Origin of the sequence: Plantactinospora sp. CA-294935 (genome assembly GCF_050936445.1) — a bacterium.
In the GTDB taxonomy this organism is placed as follows: domain Bacteria; phylum Actinomycetota; class Actinomycetes; order Mycobacteriales; family Micromonosporaceae; genus Plantactinospora.
This window is the reverse complement of record NZ_JBNJMU010000001.1, coordinates 7,235,897-7,251,187: the sequence shown is the minus strand read 5'-3', so window position 1 is coordinate 7,251,187 and position 15,291 is coordinate 7,235,897. Positions and strand designations below refer to the sequence as shown.

Annotated in this window: 15 protein-coding genes; 7 read left to right on the top strand and 8 right to left on the bottom strand. The window is 73.0% G+C overall.

Features of this window, described 5'->3' with window-relative positions; all coding sequences use genetic code 11:
* Positions 1–13: 13 nt before the first annotated feature.
* From ACQEVC_RS31780 to ACQEVC_RS31755, 6 genes are all read right to left on the bottom strand, one after another.
* The gene (locus tag ACQEVC_RS31780) at positions 14–1,465 is read right to left on the bottom strand and encodes a glycosyltransferase 87 family protein (protein ID WP_432884941.1); all 1,452 of its coding nucleotides are present in this window, start codon (positions 1,463–1,465) and stop codon (positions 14–16) included.
* A 289-nt stretch (positions 1,466–1,754) separates the two neighbouring features.
* Entirely contained in the window at positions 1,755–2,246 is a 492-nt protein-coding gene (locus ACQEVC_RS31775) for a hypothetical protein (RefSeq protein WP_432884938.1), read from the bottom strand.
* The gene (locus tag ACQEVC_RS31770) at positions 2,243–3,352 is read right to left on the bottom strand and encodes a molybdopterin-dependent oxidoreductase (protein ID WP_432884935.1); all 1,110 of its coding nucleotides are present in this window, start codon (positions 3,350–3,352) and stop codon (positions 2,243–2,245) included. Before ACQEVC_RS31770 ends, ACQEVC_RS31775 begins: the two co-directional genes overlap by 4 nt.
* 74 nt (positions 3,353–3,426) lie before the next feature.
* Entirely contained in the window at positions 3,427–4,149 is a 723-nt protein-coding gene (locus tag ACQEVC_RS31765) for a class I SAM-dependent methyltransferase (protein ID WP_432884932.1), read from the bottom strand.
* Positions 4,146–4,829, bottom strand: a complete 684-nt coding sequence (locus tag ACQEVC_RS31760; RefSeq protein ID WP_432884929.1) for a TIGR04282 family arsenosugar biosynthesis glycosyltransferase — start codon at positions 4,827–4,829, stop codon at positions 4,146–4,148. The genes ACQEVC_RS31765 and ACQEVC_RS31760 overlap by 4 nt, the downstream gene beginning before the upstream one ends.
* On the bottom strand, positions 4,826–5,503 hold the full coding sequence (locus ACQEVC_RS31755; RefSeq protein ID WP_432884926.1) for a glycosyltransferase family 2 protein: 678 nt from the start codon (positions 5,501–5,503) through the stop codon (positions 4,826–4,828). Before ACQEVC_RS31755 ends, ACQEVC_RS31760 begins: the two co-directional genes overlap by 4 nt.
* Before the next feature lie 149 nt (positions 5,504–5,652).
* Here ACQEVC_RS31755 and ACQEVC_RS31750 point away from each other — a divergent pair, with 149 nt between their 5' ends.
* On the top strand, positions 5,653–7,143 hold the full coding sequence (locus ACQEVC_RS31750; protein ID WP_432884924.1) for a hypothetical protein: 1,491 nt from the start codon (positions 5,653–5,655) through the stop codon (positions 7,141–7,143).
* On the opposite strand, the gene ACQEVC_RS31745 is transcribed toward ACQEVC_RS31750, so the two are convergent.
* The gene (locus ACQEVC_RS31745) at positions 7,115–8,194 is read right to left on the bottom strand and encodes an NAD-dependent epimerase/dehydratase family protein (RefSeq protein WP_432884922.1); all 1,080 of its coding nucleotides are present in this window, start codon (positions 8,192–8,194) and stop codon (positions 7,115–7,117) included. The two genes, ACQEVC_RS31750 and ACQEVC_RS31745, sit on opposite strands and share 29 nt — an antisense overlap.
* Positions 8,195–8,330: 136 nt before the next feature.
* On the opposite strand from ACQEVC_RS31745, the gene ACQEVC_RS31740 reads away from it, so the two are divergent.
* From ACQEVC_RS31740 to ACQEVC_RS31730, 3 genes are all read left to right on the top strand, one after another.
* A complete protein-coding gene (locus ACQEVC_RS31740) occupies positions 8,331–9,026 on the top strand; it encodes a response regulator transcription factor (RefSeq protein ID WP_432884919.1) in 696 nt (231 codons plus the stop codon).
* Positions 9,019–10,044 carry a sensor histidine kinase gene (locus ACQEVC_RS31735; protein WP_432884917.1) on the top strand — a complete coding sequence of 342 codons (1,026 nt, stop codon included), beginning with the start codon at positions 9,019–9,021 and terminating at the stop codon, positions 10,042–10,044. Before ACQEVC_RS31740 ends, ACQEVC_RS31735 begins: the two co-directional genes overlap by 8 nt.
* A 358-nt stretch (positions 10,045–10,402) precedes the next feature.
* On the top strand, positions 10,403–11,098 hold the full coding sequence (locus ACQEVC_RS31730; RefSeq protein WP_432884915.1) for a hypothetical protein: 696 nt from the start codon (positions 10,403–10,405) through the stop codon (positions 11,096–11,098).
* 146 nt (positions 11,099–11,244) lie between these two features.
* Here the strand turns inward: ACQEVC_RS31730 and ACQEVC_RS31725 are convergent, their stop codons facing one another.
* Positions 11,245–12,330, bottom strand: a complete 1,086-nt coding sequence (locus tag ACQEVC_RS31725) for an IS630 family transposase (protein WP_432884913.1) — start codon at positions 12,328–12,330, stop codon at positions 11,245–11,247.
* A 199-nt stretch (positions 12,331–12,529) separates the two neighbouring features.
* Here ACQEVC_RS31725 and ACQEVC_RS31720 point away from each other — a divergent pair, with 199 nt between their 5' ends.
* The 3 genes from ACQEVC_RS31720 to ACQEVC_RS31710 all read left to right on the top strand — a co-directional run bounded on the left by ACQEVC_RS31720 (position 12,530) and on the right by ACQEVC_RS31710 (position 15,197).
* A complete protein-coding gene (locus tag ACQEVC_RS31720) occupies positions 12,530–12,784 on the top strand; it encodes an acyl carrier protein (RefSeq protein ID WP_432884911.1) in 255 nt (84 codons plus the stop codon).
* Positions 12,771–14,333, top strand: coding sequence for a class I adenylate-forming enzyme family protein (locus ACQEVC_RS31715; RefSeq protein WP_432884909.1), 1,563 nt, complete (start codon positions 12,771–12,773; stop codon positions 14,331–14,333). The genes ACQEVC_RS31720 and ACQEVC_RS31715 overlap by 14 nt, the downstream gene beginning before the upstream one ends.
* Positions 14,334–14,477: 144 nt before the next feature.
* A complete protein-coding gene (locus ACQEVC_RS31710; RefSeq protein WP_318396977.1) occupies positions 14,478–15,197 on the top strand; it encodes a Phenylacetic acid catabolic protein in 720 nt (239 codons plus the stop codon).
* Positions 15,198–15,291 lie beyond the last annotated feature (94 nt).

The window sequence follows — 15,291 nt, the reverse complement described above, 5'->3', positions numbered from 1 at the left end:
GATCTCGGTACTGCTACAGCTTCGTCCCGGGCTCCGGCCTCGGTTCGAGCGGTTCGGCACCGGGCGGGAGCGACGCGCCGCGCTGTCGGAGACCGGTCGGTGGCTCGGAGACGGGGCGGGCCGGGGCGCGCCGCCCGGCCCGGCGCAGGTGGACCGGGAGGTAGCCGAGCCCGGCGAGGCCGACCAGTACGTAGAGGTTGCTGTAGAGCAGGCCCCAACCCCGGAAGTGCAGGTCCCAGCCGTGCAGGCCGGCGAGTACCCAACTCGTGCTGGCGACGAAGACGAGCCAGGTGAGGCCGGCGGCCGCGAGCCCGAGCCGGCTGCGGCGCCGCCACGACCGGACGACCAGCAGCACCAGCGCGGGTACGCACCAGACCCAGTGGTGGTGCCACGAGACGGGCGAGACCAGGACGCCGGTCGTCGCGCAGGCGAGAACGCCGAGCAGTTGCTCACCGACCCGGGCGCAGTACGCCGCGACCGCCATCCCGAGCGCCGCGACCAGAAGGGCCACCGGAAGCCAACTGGTACCCGGATCGGCGGAGTCGGTCAACCGGGCCAGCGCGCCCGCCAGCGACTGGTTCAGGATCGTCCGGGGGTCGGTGGTGACCCGCGAGGTGTCGAAGAGCGCGCCCGTCCAGAACCGTACCGAGTCGTCCGGCCGCCAGGCGAACCCGAGCGCGACCGTGGCGGCGAACCCGCCGACCGCGGTGCCCGCCGCCCGGAACCGGCCGGTGGCGAGCAGGTAGACCACGAAGACCAGCGGGGTGAGCTTGATCCCGGCGGCGATCCCCACGCCGAGGCCGGACCACCGGCGCCGGGGGTCGCCGGTCAGGTCGAGCAGCACGAGCAGCATCAGGAAGAGCCCGACCTGGCCGGCCTGGAGGTGCCCGGAGACCGCGAACATCGGCAGCGCGGCGGCAGCGCCGGCCAGCGTCGCCAGCGCGCGGCGCTCCGCCGGCACGCCGGTGGCGCGGAGCGTGAGCCGGACCGCCGCCAGTAGCGCGAGGACCGAGACGAAGGTCCACACCCCGACCGCGACCGGCACACCGAGCGGTACGAGCGGCTGGAACAGCAGGGCCGCGAACGGCGGGTAGGTGAAGCCCAGCGCGATGCCGTCCGTACCCCGGTGGCTGGCCTGGTAGAGACCGCCGTCCCCGGACGCGGCGGCCGAGGCTCCCGCGTGGTAGGTCGCGAGGTCGCCCCAGAAGCTCCCGGTGCTCTGCTGCACCGCCACCGCGGCGGCGGCGACCAGCAGCGGAAGCAGCACCAGTCCGGCTCTCGGGTACGCCTGCCGGCGCGGCTGGCGGCGCGGCCCGGCCGGTGCCGACGGGGCCGGTGTGCGGGGGTCCGGGTGGCGGCGCGGCCCGGCCGGTGCCGACGGGGCCGGTGTGCGGGGGTCCGGCTGGCGGCGCGGCGGTGGATGGCCGGCCTCGTCGGGGTTGGCGCCCAGGTAGGTACTGGTCACGGCGCTTCCTCCGAATCCGCGGAGCCGGTCGCCCGCGTCCGGGATCCGGGCAGCGGTAAGGACAAAAAGGTAACGATCTCTCCTCGACCGTTTCTGGACCGAATCTTGATCACGCACGGTTCCGACCGGCAGAACGTGCCGGAAACGCCGGCCTGTTCCATCGCCACCTCGATCCGCTGGGTCCCGGAACCGGTCCGCCCCGGTTCCCGGCGGTCCGCCCCGGTTCCCGGCGGTCCGCCCCGGTCCCCGGTTACCGGGTCGGCCGAACTGGTTCCCCGGTCACCGTCCGCTACCGGTCCGGTTCCCCGTCCACCCGGCCTCGGGTGGCGCGGCGGCGGATCCGGTAGCCGATCGCGAGCCCAGCCCAGAGGACGGCCAGCCAGACCGTGAGCTGGACCAGGTAGTCCCGGTCCTGGAGCCCCGGATTGGGCGGTGCCGGTGCCGGCCGCCACAGCAGCGGCACCGCGATCACCAGCAGCGTCGCCGTCACCGTCAGGCCGGCACCGATCCAGGTACGGGCCGTCCGGTCGGTCACCAGGCGGCCGAGGACGAGCCCGACGAGTCCGATCAGCGGGGCGACCAGCACGTCGTGCAGCAGCGGACCGGCGACCAGCCAGGGGAGGACCGGCCCGGGCCGGGGCATCAGCGATCCGCCGTACGCCGCCGTTGCCGTGCCGAGCACGACCAGGGCGATCCGGACCGCCCCGGTACCGCCCGCCCGGCCACCCGCCCCGCCGTCCGGTGCCGGCCGCTTACCCCTGCTCCTTGCGCTGCGGCTCATCCGAGCACCTCCAGCCGGGCCACCCACTTGGTCTGCAACACGCCGGGGCGGTTCGGCGCGATGATCCGGCACGGGTACCCGTGGTCGGGCTGTAGCACCTCCCCGTTGATCCGCAGGGCGAGCAGGGTCAGCGGGTCGGCGACGTGCACCGCCGGCAGCGTGCTGGTCGCGTACAGCCCGGCGGTCTCCAGCGAGGAGACCCGCACCGGGCGGCCGGCGGGCGCGCCGACGGCGGCGAGCAGGTCGGCCACCGGTACGCCGGTCCAGTCCGCCACGGCGCTCCAGCCCTCCACGCAGGCGATCGGCAGCCGCCCGGTGCGCTGCGGCAGGGCCGCGAGGTCGGCGAGGCCGAGAGCGTGCCGGCCGCCGGCCCAGACGATCTCCAGACGCCAGTCGGCCGGTACGACGATCCCGGCGGCGGTCGCGGTGCGGTTCACCGGTACGCCCTGCGGGCCGCCGGCCGAACGCCAGGCCAGCGCGGAGACGTGCCGGAGCCACGGCACCGTGACCCCGGCGGTGGCCAGTACCGCCACGCCGGTCGCGCCGGCGGCGGTGCGCAGGAAGGCCCGGCGGCCGGGTACCGGCTCCCGGTCGAGGCGGCTGGCCAGGGCCGCCCGGGTCACCGGCAACTTGACCCCGACATGCACCAGCAGCGCCCCGACCGCCAGCCAGGCCACCGCGTAGTGCGCGGCGGGGAAGAAGAACCGCCACGGGTACGACTGGGCGACGTTGAACAGCCCGGTTACCAGTTCGAAGAACGCGGCGCAGACCAGCACCAGGATGGAGACGCGTTCGAGTACGTGCCCGACCAGTCGGGCGGGCCGGCGCAGCGGCGGACGGGCGAACAACCGGGGAGAGACACTCCACAGCTTCGCCAGCAGCAGCGGAATCGCCGCGATCCCGGACAGCACGTGCACACCCTGGGTCACCCGGTAGAGGCTCGTCGGGCGGGTGGGCCAGCCGAACCAGTCCGGCGGGTGCGCGACGGCGTGGCTGAGCAGCCCGGTGACGAAGCAGAGCCCGAACGCGACGCCGAGCCAGCGGCCGAGCCGGGCCGCCACCAGCGGCGAGTGCGACGGCCCGGTGAAGTCCTCGGGGCGCGGCACCGACCGGACCAGCCGGCCGATCGGACCGGTTGGCCCGGCCGGGCGCCGAGCCGGTCCTCCGGATCGTCGGCGGATCATCGGCGGACCAGCTCGGCGAACCAGCGGCCGCGGCAGCGCAGCAGCTCCGTCACCCGCAGCCCGGTGCCGGCGGCGACGTGCTCCACCGACTCCACCCCGACCCGGGCCCAGCGGAACGCGGACCCGCGCCGCAGGCCGCGGTCCGGCCCGGTCGAGGCGACGTGCGCGAGGCCCTGCCACAGGCCGGCGCCGGGCGCCTCCAACTCGGTGAACACGGTGCCGCCCGGGGCGAGCAGCGTGGCGCACCGGCGCAGCAGCGCCACCGGGTCACCGCCGATGCCGATGTTCCCGTCGATCAGCAGGGCGTGTGCCCAGCGTCCCTCAGCAGGCAGCGGAGCGAAGATGTCCCGGCGCAACGCCGCCGCACCACGGGCCCGGGTCAGCCGTACCGCGTGGGCAGAGATGTCCACCCCGAGCGTCACCACGCCGCGTCGGGCCAGTGCGGCGGCCAGCCGGCCCGGTCCGCAGCCGAGGTCGATGGTGGGGCCGAGGCAGCGCGCCACGATCGGTGCGACGGCCGGTTCCGGCGGGCCGTGCCAGCGGCGCACCGGCAACGGGTACGCCGGCGCGTCGGCGTGCACCAGCCAGTGCTCGGCGCGGCGGGTGTCGACCGTGCCGCCGCACCCACCCGGTCGACGGCGTCCGGCCGGCGGCCAGTCTCGCCAGGCCGGCGGTGCGAGCGGGCCGTCGAAGCCACCCGAGGAGCCGCTCCGGTTCATCGGCGCGCCCGGTGGCCGGCCGTCGCGACCTCGACGGCGCGTACGGCTCCGGCGAACCGGCTGCCGGGCAGCCCGTCCGCGACCGCCTGGGCGGCGGGCCAGTCGTCCACGTCGCGCAGTACCGGCAGGGCGGCGACCCGCACGCCCCGGTCCCGCAGTGCGGCCAGGGTCAGCCGCCCGGTGTCGGCGGTGGACATCGGCACCGGCCGGAGCGCGGCCGCCTGCGCCGGGTCGTGCAGGCCGAGGGCCCACCAGCCACCGTCGGCGGCCGGCCCGAGCACCGCGTCGGCGCCGCTGAGCCGGTGCAGCGCGTCGGCGAGGGTACCGGGGCAGACCTGTGGGGTGTCCATGCCGATCTGCAACACCGGCATCCCGGGGAAGGCCGCGCCGACCTCGGCGTGGGCGTGGGCGAGCCGGTCGGCGAAGGTGTCGCCGTACTGGCGCAGCAGGTGCCAGCCGGCGAGTGCGGCCGTCAGCTCGGCCGCGCACTCCGCGTCGGAGAACCGGCCGGTGTGCGCGAGCACCGGGACGGTCGCGGCGGTGGCACGTACCGCCGCGAGCGTGTCCAGCAGGGCGGCCGCCGCGATCCGGGCCGCCTGTCGGGGGGTGGCCGGCGGGCAGAGCCGGGTCTTCGCCAGCCCGGCCACCGGTGCCTTGGCGACCACGAGCAGGACGTTCATCGGCCGGCACCGGCGGTGGAGCGCAGCACTCCGGCGAAGTCCCGGGTGGCGCGCAGCGTGCCCCGTACCGAGCCGGAGACCTTCGAAGCGGTGCCGGCGGCCCGGGGCGCGTATGCCGTGTCCAGCTCGACGATCCGCCACCCGGCCGCCGCCGCACGCAGCAGCAGCTCCAGCGGATAGCCGAAGGCCCGGTCCGCGACGCCGAGCCGCAGCAGCGCCGTACGGCGGCCCACCCGGATCGGGCTGATGTCCCGCACCGGTACGCCCCGGCGGCGCAGCAGCGCCGCGACCAGCGCGTTGCCGGCCCGGGCGTGCCACGGCCAGGCAGCGGCCGAGACCGGTCGACGGCGGCCGACGGCGAGGTCGGCCCGGTCGGCGAGCACGGGTGCGACCAGCCGGGGCAGCTCGCCCGGGTCGAACGACCCGTCCGCGTCGAGGACGCAGACCAGTTCCGCCTCGGCCGCCAGTAGTCCGGCATGCACCGCCGCGCCGTAGCCGCGCCGCGACTCGGAGACGACCCGTGCCCCGTGCGCGGCGGCCACCTCCGGCGACCCGTCGGTGGAGCCGTTGTCCACCACCACGGCCCGGTAACCGGGCGGCAGCGCGGCGAGTACGGCGGGCAGGGCGGCCGCTTCGTCCAGACACGGCAGCACCACGTCAATCGTTGTGCTCATGTCCGGCGACGCTAGGCGCCGCACCGCCCGCCCGGGAATGCCTGGCGGGCTTACGGATCGCTTACGCCGCAACGGTTCTTACGACTTCCTGACGTCCGGCCCGATCGCCTTCCGCCCCGGCTGCCGGACTCGTATCGTCGGCCGTCGCCATGACCATGCTGAACCGGCCGGTACGACGCCGGCACGCCGACGCGGTCGTCGTCACGGTGGAGGCGGCGCTGCTCCTCGCCGCGATCGGGGTCGGCGCATTGCTCAACGCCCGGGGCGTCCACCTGTACGCCGACGCCGCCCCGCTCTACGCGACCTGGCGACCGCACCTCGGCCCCGGCACCCCGGCCGCGCTGCTGGTCGCCGCGCTGGTGATCGGGCGGGGTCCCGGCTGGGCCCGGAGCGCGTCCTGGCCCCGGCTGCTCGCCGTCGGCTATCTCGGCGCGCTGGCCTGGACGCTGTCGCTGGCTCTGGTCGACGGCTGGTCCGCCGGCCTGGCCCGACGGCTGACCGCGCAGGCCGAGTACCTGCACGAGGTGCCCCGGGTGGCCGATGTCGGCGCGATGCTGGCCGGGTTCACCGGCCGGATCCTCGACTTCCAGCCCGACTCGTGGTCCACGCACACCGCCGGGCACCCGCCGGGCGCGCTGCTGCTCTTCGTCTGGCTGGACCGGATCGGTCTCGGCGGAGGCGCCGCCGCCGGGCTGGCCTGTGTGCTGCTCGGGGCGACGGTGGCCGTCTCGGTCCCGGTGACGCTGCGGGCGCTGGGCGCCGAGGAGGCGGCCCGGGCGGTGTGGCCGTTCCTGCTGCTGTTCCCCGGCGCGGTCTGGGTCGGCGCCTCGGCGGACGGGATCTTCACCGGAGTGGTAGCCGCCGGGCTGGCACTGCTGGCGGTGGGCGGCCGGGCTCCGGCGGTCCTCGGCGGGTTGTTGCTCGGCTTCGCGCTCTACCTGTCGTACGGGTTCGTGCTCGTCGGGCTGCTCGCGCTGACCGTGCTGGCGCTGCGTACCCGGGACCGGGTCGGGGTCGGCGTGCTGGCCGCGCTCGCGGTCGCCGCCGTCGTCGCCGGTTTCACCGCGGCGGGCTTCTGGTGGTGGGACGGCTACCACCTGGTGGTGCGGCGGTACTACCAGGGTTGGGCGGCGGACCGCCCGTACGGGTACTGGATCTGGGCGAACCTGGCCGCCCTACTGCTCTCCGCCGGCCCGGTGGTCGGGCCGGCACTCCGCCGCGCGGTGCTGGCCGGGTGGCCCGGGCGGCCACGCCCGGCGGGCCGGGCGGGTGACGCCGGGCGCGACGGCCGGGCGGGTGAGGATCGGGCGGGTGATGCCGGGCGCGACGGCCGGGCGGGTGAGGTCGGGTGCGAGGATCGGGCAGGCAGGGCCGGGTGCGAGGTCCGGGCGCGGCCGTGCCGCCGCCGGGGCGGATCCGGAGGCGCGACGGTGTGGCTGCCGATCGCGGCGGCCGTGGCGGTGCTGGTCGCGGACCTGTCCGCGTTGAGCAAGGCGGAGGTCGAGCGGATCTGGCTACCGTTCGGGGTCTGGCTGCTGGTCGCCACCGCGCACCTGCCCGCCCGGCAGCGGCGCTGGTGGCTCGTGGTCCAGGCGGTCACCGCGCTGGCGGTCAACCACCTACTGTGGACGGTGTCCTGACCGTCGCCGGTGCCCGCAGCGGGGCGGCGGCGAACTCGGCGACACCATCGGCGAACGGGATCCGGGCGGTGTAGCCGAGCAGCCGGGCCGCCCGGGCGGGATCGGCGACCACGTGCCGGACGTCGGCCGCCCTGCCGCCGCCGACCACGACCGGGTCGGGGCCGCCCGTCACGGCGGCCAGTTCGCGGGCCAGGTCGCCGACGGTGTGCGGATCACCGGAGCAGACGTTCACCGCCACCACCGGATCCGGTGGGGGAGTGGTCAACGCGAGCAGGTTGGCCCGGGCGACGTCGCTGACGGAGACGAAGTCACGCCGCTGCCGTCCGTCCTCCAGCACCTGCGGCGGCCGGCCGGACGCGAGCGCCGACCGGAAGATCGACGCCACCCCGGCGTACGGGGTGTCCCGGGGCATCCGGGGGCCGTAGACGTTGTGGTAGCGCAGCGCCCAGACCTGCCCGTCGGTCTGCCGGGCCCACGCCCCGGCCAGGTGTTCCTGGGCCAGCTTCGTCGCCGCGTACGTGCTACGCGGTTCCAGCGGGGCGTCCTCGGGCACCAGGCCCGGAATCAGCGGAACCGCGCACCGGGGACAGACCGGTTCGTAGCGGCCGGCGGAGAGGTCGGCGGCCCGTCGCTCGGCCGGCCGCACCACCCCGTGCTCCGGGCAGTGGTAGCGGCCCTCGCCGTAGACCACCATCGAACTGGCCAGCACCAGCCGGCGTACTCCCGCGCCGTGCATCGCTGCCAGCAGGGTCGCGGTGCCGAGGTCGTTGTGGCCGGCGTACCGGGGGGCGTCGGCGGGGTCGAGACCGTGTCCGACCATGGCCGCCTGGTGGCAGACGGCGTCGACGCCCCGCAGCAGCCTGGCCAGCAGGTCGAGGTCGCGGACGTCACCGACGACCGGCCGGTGCCGGTGCGCCCAGTCCGGCGCCGTCGGGCCGTGCGCTTCCGGAAGCAGCGCGTCCACCGCCACGACCTCGTGGCCGTGCCCGACGAGCAGGTCCGCGACGTGCGACCCGATGAAACCGGCGGCTCCGGTGACGAGTATCCGCATTCCGGTCACGGTATGCGCCGCCGACGGGTGTATCGGAGGTTCCGGCGCAGCCGTAAGACTCCCGCAAGATCTCGGACGGCCGGCTCCTCCCGGGGCGTGGCTACGCTGGCCGGGTGGGATCGGCGGGAGGTCGGTGGTGACGCAACGCGTGCTGGTGGTGGACGACGACCGGACCATCAGCGACGTGGTCTGCCGCTATCTGCGGCACGCCGGCTACCAGGTCAGTCACGTCGGCGACGGGGCCGCGGCGCTGGCCGCCGTCGCCCGCCAGGCGCCCCACCTGGTCGTACTCGATCTGATGTTGCCGACGGTGAGCGGGCTGCAAGTCTGCCGCGAGCTGCGCAGCCGGCCGGACGGCATCCCGATCGTGATGCTGACCGCGCTCGGCGACGAGGCCGACCGGGTGCTCGGCCTGGAGTTGGGTGCCGACGACTACCTGAGCAAGCCCTTCTCCCCGCGCGAGCTGGTGCTGCGGGTGCGTTCCGTGCTCCGCCGCACCGGCGGCGAGCCGGCACCGGACCGGCCGGAGCGGCTCGCCGACGGCGACCTCGAGGTGCGTACCGGCCCTCGGGTGGCGGTGCTGCGCGGTACCGAACTCGCGCTTACCCTGCGGGAATTCGACCTGCTGGTGCACCTGATGCGGCATCCGTCCCGGGCGTTCACCCGGGCCGAACTGCTGGAACAGGTGTGGGGCTGGAACTTCGGCGACCACTCGACCGTGACGGTGCACGTACGGCGGCTGCGGGAGAAGATCGAGACCGATCCGGCCGAGCCCCGCCGGATCGTGACGGTCTGGGGCGTCGGCTACCGGTACGAGCCAGCCCATGCGTGACCTCGTACTCATCTTTACTATCGCGCTGGCCGCGGCGCTGGCCGTCGGCGTGGCCGGGGCACTGCTGCTGCGGCGACTGCGGCACACCTCGATCACCGTGCACCTCTACGTGCTGCTCACCGTCACCGTGCTGGCGGTCGTCGGCGGCGTGGCGGTGGTCGCCGAGGCGATGTTCCTGTCCCCGCACGACCTGGAGGTCGTCCTGATCACGGTCGCGGCGGCGGCGGTGGTCAGCCTCGCCGTCGGTGGGCACTTCGGCCGGCGGCTGGCGGCCGCGGCGGTCTGGACCGCCCAGGCCCGTGACCGGGAACGGCAGCTTGAGAAGGGGCGCCGCGATCTCGTCGCCTGGGTCTCCCACGACCTGCGTACCCCGCTGGCCGGGCTGCGGGCGATGGCCGAGGCGCTCGAGGACGGGGTGGTGCACGATCCGGAGACCGTCGGCGAGTACCACCGGCGGATCCGGACCGAGACCGACCGGATGACCCGACTCGTGGACGACCTGTTCGAGCTGTCCCGGATCAACGCCGGGGCGCTGCGGCTGTCGCTGACCGCCGTACCGCTCGGTGAGGTGGTCTCCGACGCGCTCGCCACGACCGCCCCGCTCGCGGCGGCCCGACGGATCCGACTCGTCGCCGCCGAGTCCGGCTGGCCCACCGTCGTCGCCAGTGAACCGGAACTCGCCCGGGTGGTCGGCAACCTGCTCCTCAACGCGGTCCGGTACACCCCGGAGGACGGCACGGTACGCGTCGAGGCCGGTCGGGAACGTGACGCCGCCTGGCTGGCGGTGACGGACGGCTGCGGCGGAATCCCCGCGTCCGACCTGCCCAGACTCTTCGACGTCGCGTTCCGGGGCGAACCGGCGCGTACCCCCGGACAGGGCGTCGGGGTCGGCGGCAGCGCCTCCGGGGGACTCGGCCTCGCCATCGTGCACGGACTGGTCGAAGCGCACGGCGGGCACGTCGACGTACAGAACACGGTTGGGGGCTGCCGATTCGTCGTCCGGCTCACCGCCGCCTGATCGGGGACGGCGCACGCGTGGCCGGGCAATCCGGATCATGCGCCCGGCTGGCTCCGGATTTCTAAGATCGACTTCGTCTGGATGGAATGCTGGGCCCCACCCGGTCGTTACATTCACCGTACGGCTGAGTGCCACCGGCTGTGAGCTGGGCTGGTGGTCGGGTCTCCGGGAATGATCCGGGGCCGCCGGTCGTTACATATGGTGTTCGCCCGAGTACCGGCATCCCCCTGCGAGGTGCTCGGGTGTTCTTCTGTCCCTTGGAGACCAGCGTCAGCGTGTGTCTCGGGACGAGGTTGCATTTCCGATGACACCCCAGCCCCCTGTGGGTGTTGTTCCCCCGATTGGAAGGTGGACCATCATGAACACGACTCTGTTCAGCCGATGGCTTCCGGCCGTCGAGCAGACTTCTCTGGTTCGTAGGACCGCTCTGGGTGTGGCTGGTCTGGCGTTCGTCGGTGGCGCTGTCGCCGGCCCCGCCGTGGCCGCGCAGGCCGCTCCGGAGCATGCCGGTTCGCCGGTGTCGCAGTCGGTGATGGCCGACAAGGGCGACAAGGGCGACAAGGGTGACAGGAGTAAGAGCGACAAGGACCGTAAGGGCGGTAAGCCGTCGCGGGACAAGCTGGTGCCGCGTGGTGTGCAGGGTGAGCAGTCGCGGATCTCGCTGTCGGGTGAGCAGTCCGAGAACGTGAAGGCGATTGTGAAGGCGACGAAGAAGGCTGGTCTGGACGAGCGTGCCGCGGTGATCGCGGTCGGCACCAGCCTTCAGGAGTCGAAGTTGGAGAACCTGGGTCATCTGGGTGACCGTAACGACCACGACTCGCAGGGGCTGTTCCAGCAGCGTCCGTCGTCGGGTTGGGGTTCGCCGGAGCAGATCACCGATCCGGAGTACTCGACGACCGCGTTCCTGAAGGGTCTGAAGCAGGTTGACGGTTGGCATGATCTGCCGTTGACGGTGGCGGCGCAGAAGGTGCAGGTGTCGGCGTACCCGGACGCGTACGCGCAGTGGGAGGACCAGGCCGCTGACCTGGTCGCCAACACCTGGAACAACAGCTAACCGAACAGGTACGAACACACCCGCTGGCCGGGTCCCCACACCGGGGACCCGGCCAGCGGCGTCTCCACCCCCGGTGTCGGCCCGGTCGTACCGTCGAAGCCGTCTCACATGTCGGTTAGCCCGCACCGCGCGGGCGTGCTGACCAGTCACTCGGCGGTGGCCGGCGCGTCGGAAGTCCTTTCAAGAAATCTGGCGACTGCCTTGCGGATGTCTTCGGTGGTTCGGGTCCATACAAAGGGTTCCGGGCTCTTGGCCCAGGTGGCGACCCATCGGCGGACGTCTCGGTTGCGAGAGCGCCGGCCCGGGTGACCGCCGGGGCCGAGGAGATCCTCGACGGCCAGGGCGAACCAGCGTTCCACCTGGTCGAGCCAGGACCAGCCGGCCGGAGTGAAGTGGACGTGGAACCGGGGGCGCCGGTCCAGCCACGTTCCGACCGTCGGCGTCCGGTGGAGGTCCTGGTTGTCGCAGACGACGTGCACCTGCAACTCGGCGGGTACGGCCCTCTCGATCGCGACGAGGAACCTCCGGTATGCGATGCCTCGGTTACGGCGGTGCCGTTGGCCGGTCACGATGCCGTCGACGGGGTCGAACGTGCCGAACCGGCTGGCCGGGCCGGGGCGCCAGAGGTCCGCAACCGGATGTCGGGGCGTCGCCGGGGTGGCCAGCTGGCGGCGGTGTCCGGCCCGCCTCGGCGATCGAGGGTCCACGCAGAGCACGACCGCCCGGTCCGGTGGGTTGTGGTAGAGGCCGACCACGTCGACGACCCTGGACACGAACGCCGGATCGGTGGCGAGCGTGAACCCGTCCTGGACGTGCGGCTTGAGGTCGAACCGCCGCCAGATCCGCCCGACCGTCGACGGGGAGAGTCCGCTGTGCGCGGCCATCGACGCCCGCGACCAGCGCCGGGCGTCCTGCGGTGTCGACTCGAACGTGGCGTGCAGCACCTGCTCGACCTGGTCCGCCCCGACCGACGGCCGGCCGGCCCGCCGCTTGTCGGCGAGCCCGGCCATCCGCTGCGCCGCGAACCGGGACCGCCACTTGCCTACCGTCGGCAGTGAGACGTCGAACCGGGCCGCGACCTCGGTGTTCGTGGCGCCGTCGGCGCAGGCCAGCACGATCCGGCAGCGCAGGGCGTACGCCTGCGTGGAGTGTGCCGCGCGGGCACCCCGGATCAACAGGGCTCGTTCCTCGTCGGTAAGCACTAATTCGATCTTTCCCCGCCCCCGTGTCATGTGCTCGATTATACATCGACGTGAACGAATTAAAGGCGCGTACCGGACGGAGGTGGTGCCGGTGTCGGTAGCGCGATAATCCGCTCCTGGACAGCCCATGGAAGTCGTCGGTATGTTCCCGGCCAGTACCCGAGGTGAGGGAAGTCCGCTGTCGCAACGTCGCGGTGGCCCCCGTGGAATGACATGGAGACCGCCTTAAGTGACCACCAGCGATCTGCAACTACAGATGACATCGATCTGCGTGGAAGTGCTGAATCGGTCTACTCTCGGACCGGACGACGATCTGATCGAACTCGGCATGGACTCGGTCGCCGCGGTGGAGATCGTCACCCGGGTCGAGACGACCTACGGGGTGGACGTCGTCGACGTCATCTTCGACACCCCCACGGTGAACCGCCTCTGCGACGTCGTGTCCGGAGCCACCCGACGTGGCGAACCCCATGCCGCCGCCTAGCCCGCTGGCCGAGCCGGATCTCGCGGTCACCACCAACCTGCTCGACCTCGTCTCGGCCGCCGCCGCGGCGTACGGCGACCGTCCGTACCTGCTGCCGGCCGAGGAGGGCGGCCCGGCCGTCACCTTCGCGGACGTGCTGACCTTCACCAGGGGCTGCGCGGCGCTCCTCGACGAGTACGACGTGCCGCCGGGGGCCCGGGTCGCGACGGTCATGCACAACTCGCCCCTGTCGGCGCTGCTGTTCCTCGGCGTCATCGCCGCGCAGCGCACCCTGGTGCCGCTGAACCCGAAGTCCGGGGCGGGTGAACTGGACGCACTCCTGGCCCACTCCGGGCCGGTGTTCGGGTTCGGACCCGCGTCGACCGCGGCACAGGTGCGGGCCGACCTGTGCTGGAGATCCGTCGACGACGAGGCGGCGGTCCTCGCCGACATCCTGGCCCGGGGCGCGGCGTACCGGGGGGAACTGGCCGGACGCGGAGGCGGAGGCGATGCCGAGATCGTCTACACCTCGGGATCCACGGGTACCCCCAAGGGGGTCGTGCTGTCCCACCGGGCCCTGCTCGCCAACTCGCTGGCGATGGTGCACTGGGCGGACGCCGGACCGGACGACGTCCTGCTCAACGTCGTCCCGCTGTTCCACGCCGGCGGCCAGGGGTTTCCGACCCTGACCCCGCTCTGGTCCGGCGGCCGGACCGCCTGCGTACGCTCCGAGCTGGCGATGGTGCGGTTCTGGCACTACGTGGACCGCTACCACCCCACCTGGACCCTGGTGGTCAACGCCTACCTGGCGAACCTGGTCGAACGCCCGGAACGACCAGCCGCGAGCCGGCTCAAGGGCGTGCTGGCCGGCGGCTCGGCGCTCAGTCCGGAACTGATCCACCGGTTCGAGAGCACCTTCGACATCCCGGTCTACCAGGTGTACGGGATGACCGAGATGACCTCGCTGACCACCGTGGAACCGCGGGACCGCAAGCCGGGCGAGCCGCGTACCGCCGGAGCGCCGGTGTCGTTCGCCCAGGTCCGGGTCGTCGACCCGGCGGGCCGCGACGTTCCGGCGGGCGAGAACGGTGAGGTCCTGCTCAGCGGCCCGAGCATCTTCACCCGGTACGAGAACGCGCCGGAGCTGACCCGGCAGCGGTGCAGCGACGGCTGGGTCCGCAGCGGTGACCTGGGACATCTCGACGAGAACGGCGAACTGTCCATCGTCGACCGGATCGACAGCATGGTCATCGTCAGCGGCGAGAACGTCTATCCGGCCGAGATCGAGAACGTCGTACCCCAGCTCGAAGGCGTCGAGGACGCGGTGGTCGCCGCCCTGCCGCACCCGGTGACCGGCGTGGAGCTGGTGCTCGTCTACCGCCTGCTCCCCGGTGCGGTCGCCCGGGACGACGAGTGGCGCGGCGCGCTGCGCAGGAACCTCAGCACCTTCAAGGTGCCGCGCCGGTTCGTCGCCGTCGAGGAGATCGGCGTCGACAGCTTTCCGCGTACGCCACTCGGAAAGATCCAGCGACCGGAGGTACAGCGACTGGCGATCGCACACCTGACCTGAGCGGTACGGCGACCGCAGTCCGGAGGAACGGGGGACATCTGTAAAAACGGTGTGGCGGACAAGTTACAACAACGTTTAGCGACGGGAATGCAGATTCCTTTTTGGTCCCAATAGTGTGTGGTTGTCGACGCGAGGTGGTTCTCCATGTCAGTCCAGATCTTCGACGACGAGGAAGTCGTAGTCCGCACCCCTGAAGAGCTGAAGCGCATGCCTCGCGGCTATCAGAAGGCGCTGATCAGCCAGATCATGATCAATACGGAGGGCGAGCTCTCCGGCGGGGACGACTACACCATGATGTTCCTGCCGCTGGCCCCGAACGCCGAGGAGCGCCAGGTGTGTGCGGAACGCGCGGCGGAGGAGTACGACCACTACAAGATCGGCAAGCGCGTACTCGCCGAGATCGGCATCGACACCTCGCACATGGAGAGCCAGACGATCGAGGAACGCCGGCTCTTCGCGGACAAGCGGCTGCACCAGTGCACGACCTGGGCCGAGCGGGGGATCTACTCCTACATCGGCGAGGAGAGCGCGCTGATCATGATCAAGGAGTTCGCGCAGGGCAGCTACAAGCCCTGGGCCGACGCCGTCCGAACGATCATCCTCGACGAGAAGATCCACATCGCGCACGGCGCCCGGGTGTGCCGCAACCTGGCGACCACCGAGGAGGGGCGCGCGCAGTTGCAGGCCGGGCTGAACCGGCTCTGGCCGGTCTTCCGGGACCTCTTCGGCACCCCGGAGTCCGAGCGCGCCAAGCGGGCGGTCCGGTACGGGCTGCGCAGGACCACCAACGCCGAGGCGCTGGCGCAGTGGGAGAAGACCGTGACCCCGCGCATCCACGCCCTCGGCCTCGTCGTGCCCGACTGAACCTCTCAGCCCGAACACCGCCCGGCGCACGCGTCCCGACCTGCCGCTTGCGGCCACGCCGGACCGCGGGCGGAGGTCGAGGAGGAACACCCCG

Coding starts and splice junctions, on each gene's coding strand:
- ACQEVC_RS31730 (WP_432884915.1), top strand. CDS start 10,403: ATGAACACGACTCTGTTCAGCCGATGGCTTCCGGCCGTCGAGCAGACT.
- ACQEVC_RS31765 (WP_432884932.1), bottom strand. CDS start 4,149: ATGAACCGGAGCGGCTCCTCGGGTGGCTTCGACGGCCCGCTCGCACCG.
- ACQEVC_RS31735 (WP_432884917.1), top strand. CDS start 9,019: ATGCGTGACCTCGTACTCATCTTTACTATCGCGCTGGCCGCGGCGCTG.
- ACQEVC_RS31745 (WP_432884922.1), bottom strand. CDS start 8,194: ATGCGGATACTCGTCACCGGAGCCGCCGGTTTCATCGGGTCGCACGTC.
- ACQEVC_RS31775 (WP_432884938.1), bottom strand. CDS start 2,246: ATGAGCCGCAGCGCAAGGAGCAGGGGTAAGCGGCCGGCACCGGACGGC.
- ACQEVC_RS31760 (WP_432884929.1), bottom strand. CDS start 4,829: ATGAACGTCCTGCTCGTGGTCGCCAAGGCACCGGTGGCCGGGCTGGCG.
- ACQEVC_RS31715 (WP_432884909.1), top strand. CDS start 12,771: ATGCCGCCGCCTAGCCCGCTGGCCGAGCCGGATCTCGCGGTCACCACC.
- ACQEVC_RS31725 (WP_432884913.1), bottom strand. CDS start 12,330: ATGACACGGGGGCGGGGAAAGATCGAATTAGTGCTTACCGACGAGGAA.
- ACQEVC_RS31750 (WP_432884924.1), top strand. CDS start 5,653: ATGACCATGCTGAACCGGCCGGTACGACGCCGGCACGCCGACGCGGTC.
- ACQEVC_RS31755 (WP_432884926.1), bottom strand. CDS start 5,503: ATGAGCACAACGATTGACGTGGTGCTGCCGTGTCTGGACGAAGCGGCC.
- ACQEVC_RS31710 (WP_318396977.1), top strand. CDS start 14,478: ATGTCAGTCCAGATCTTCGACGACGAGGAAGTCGTAGTCCGCACCCCT.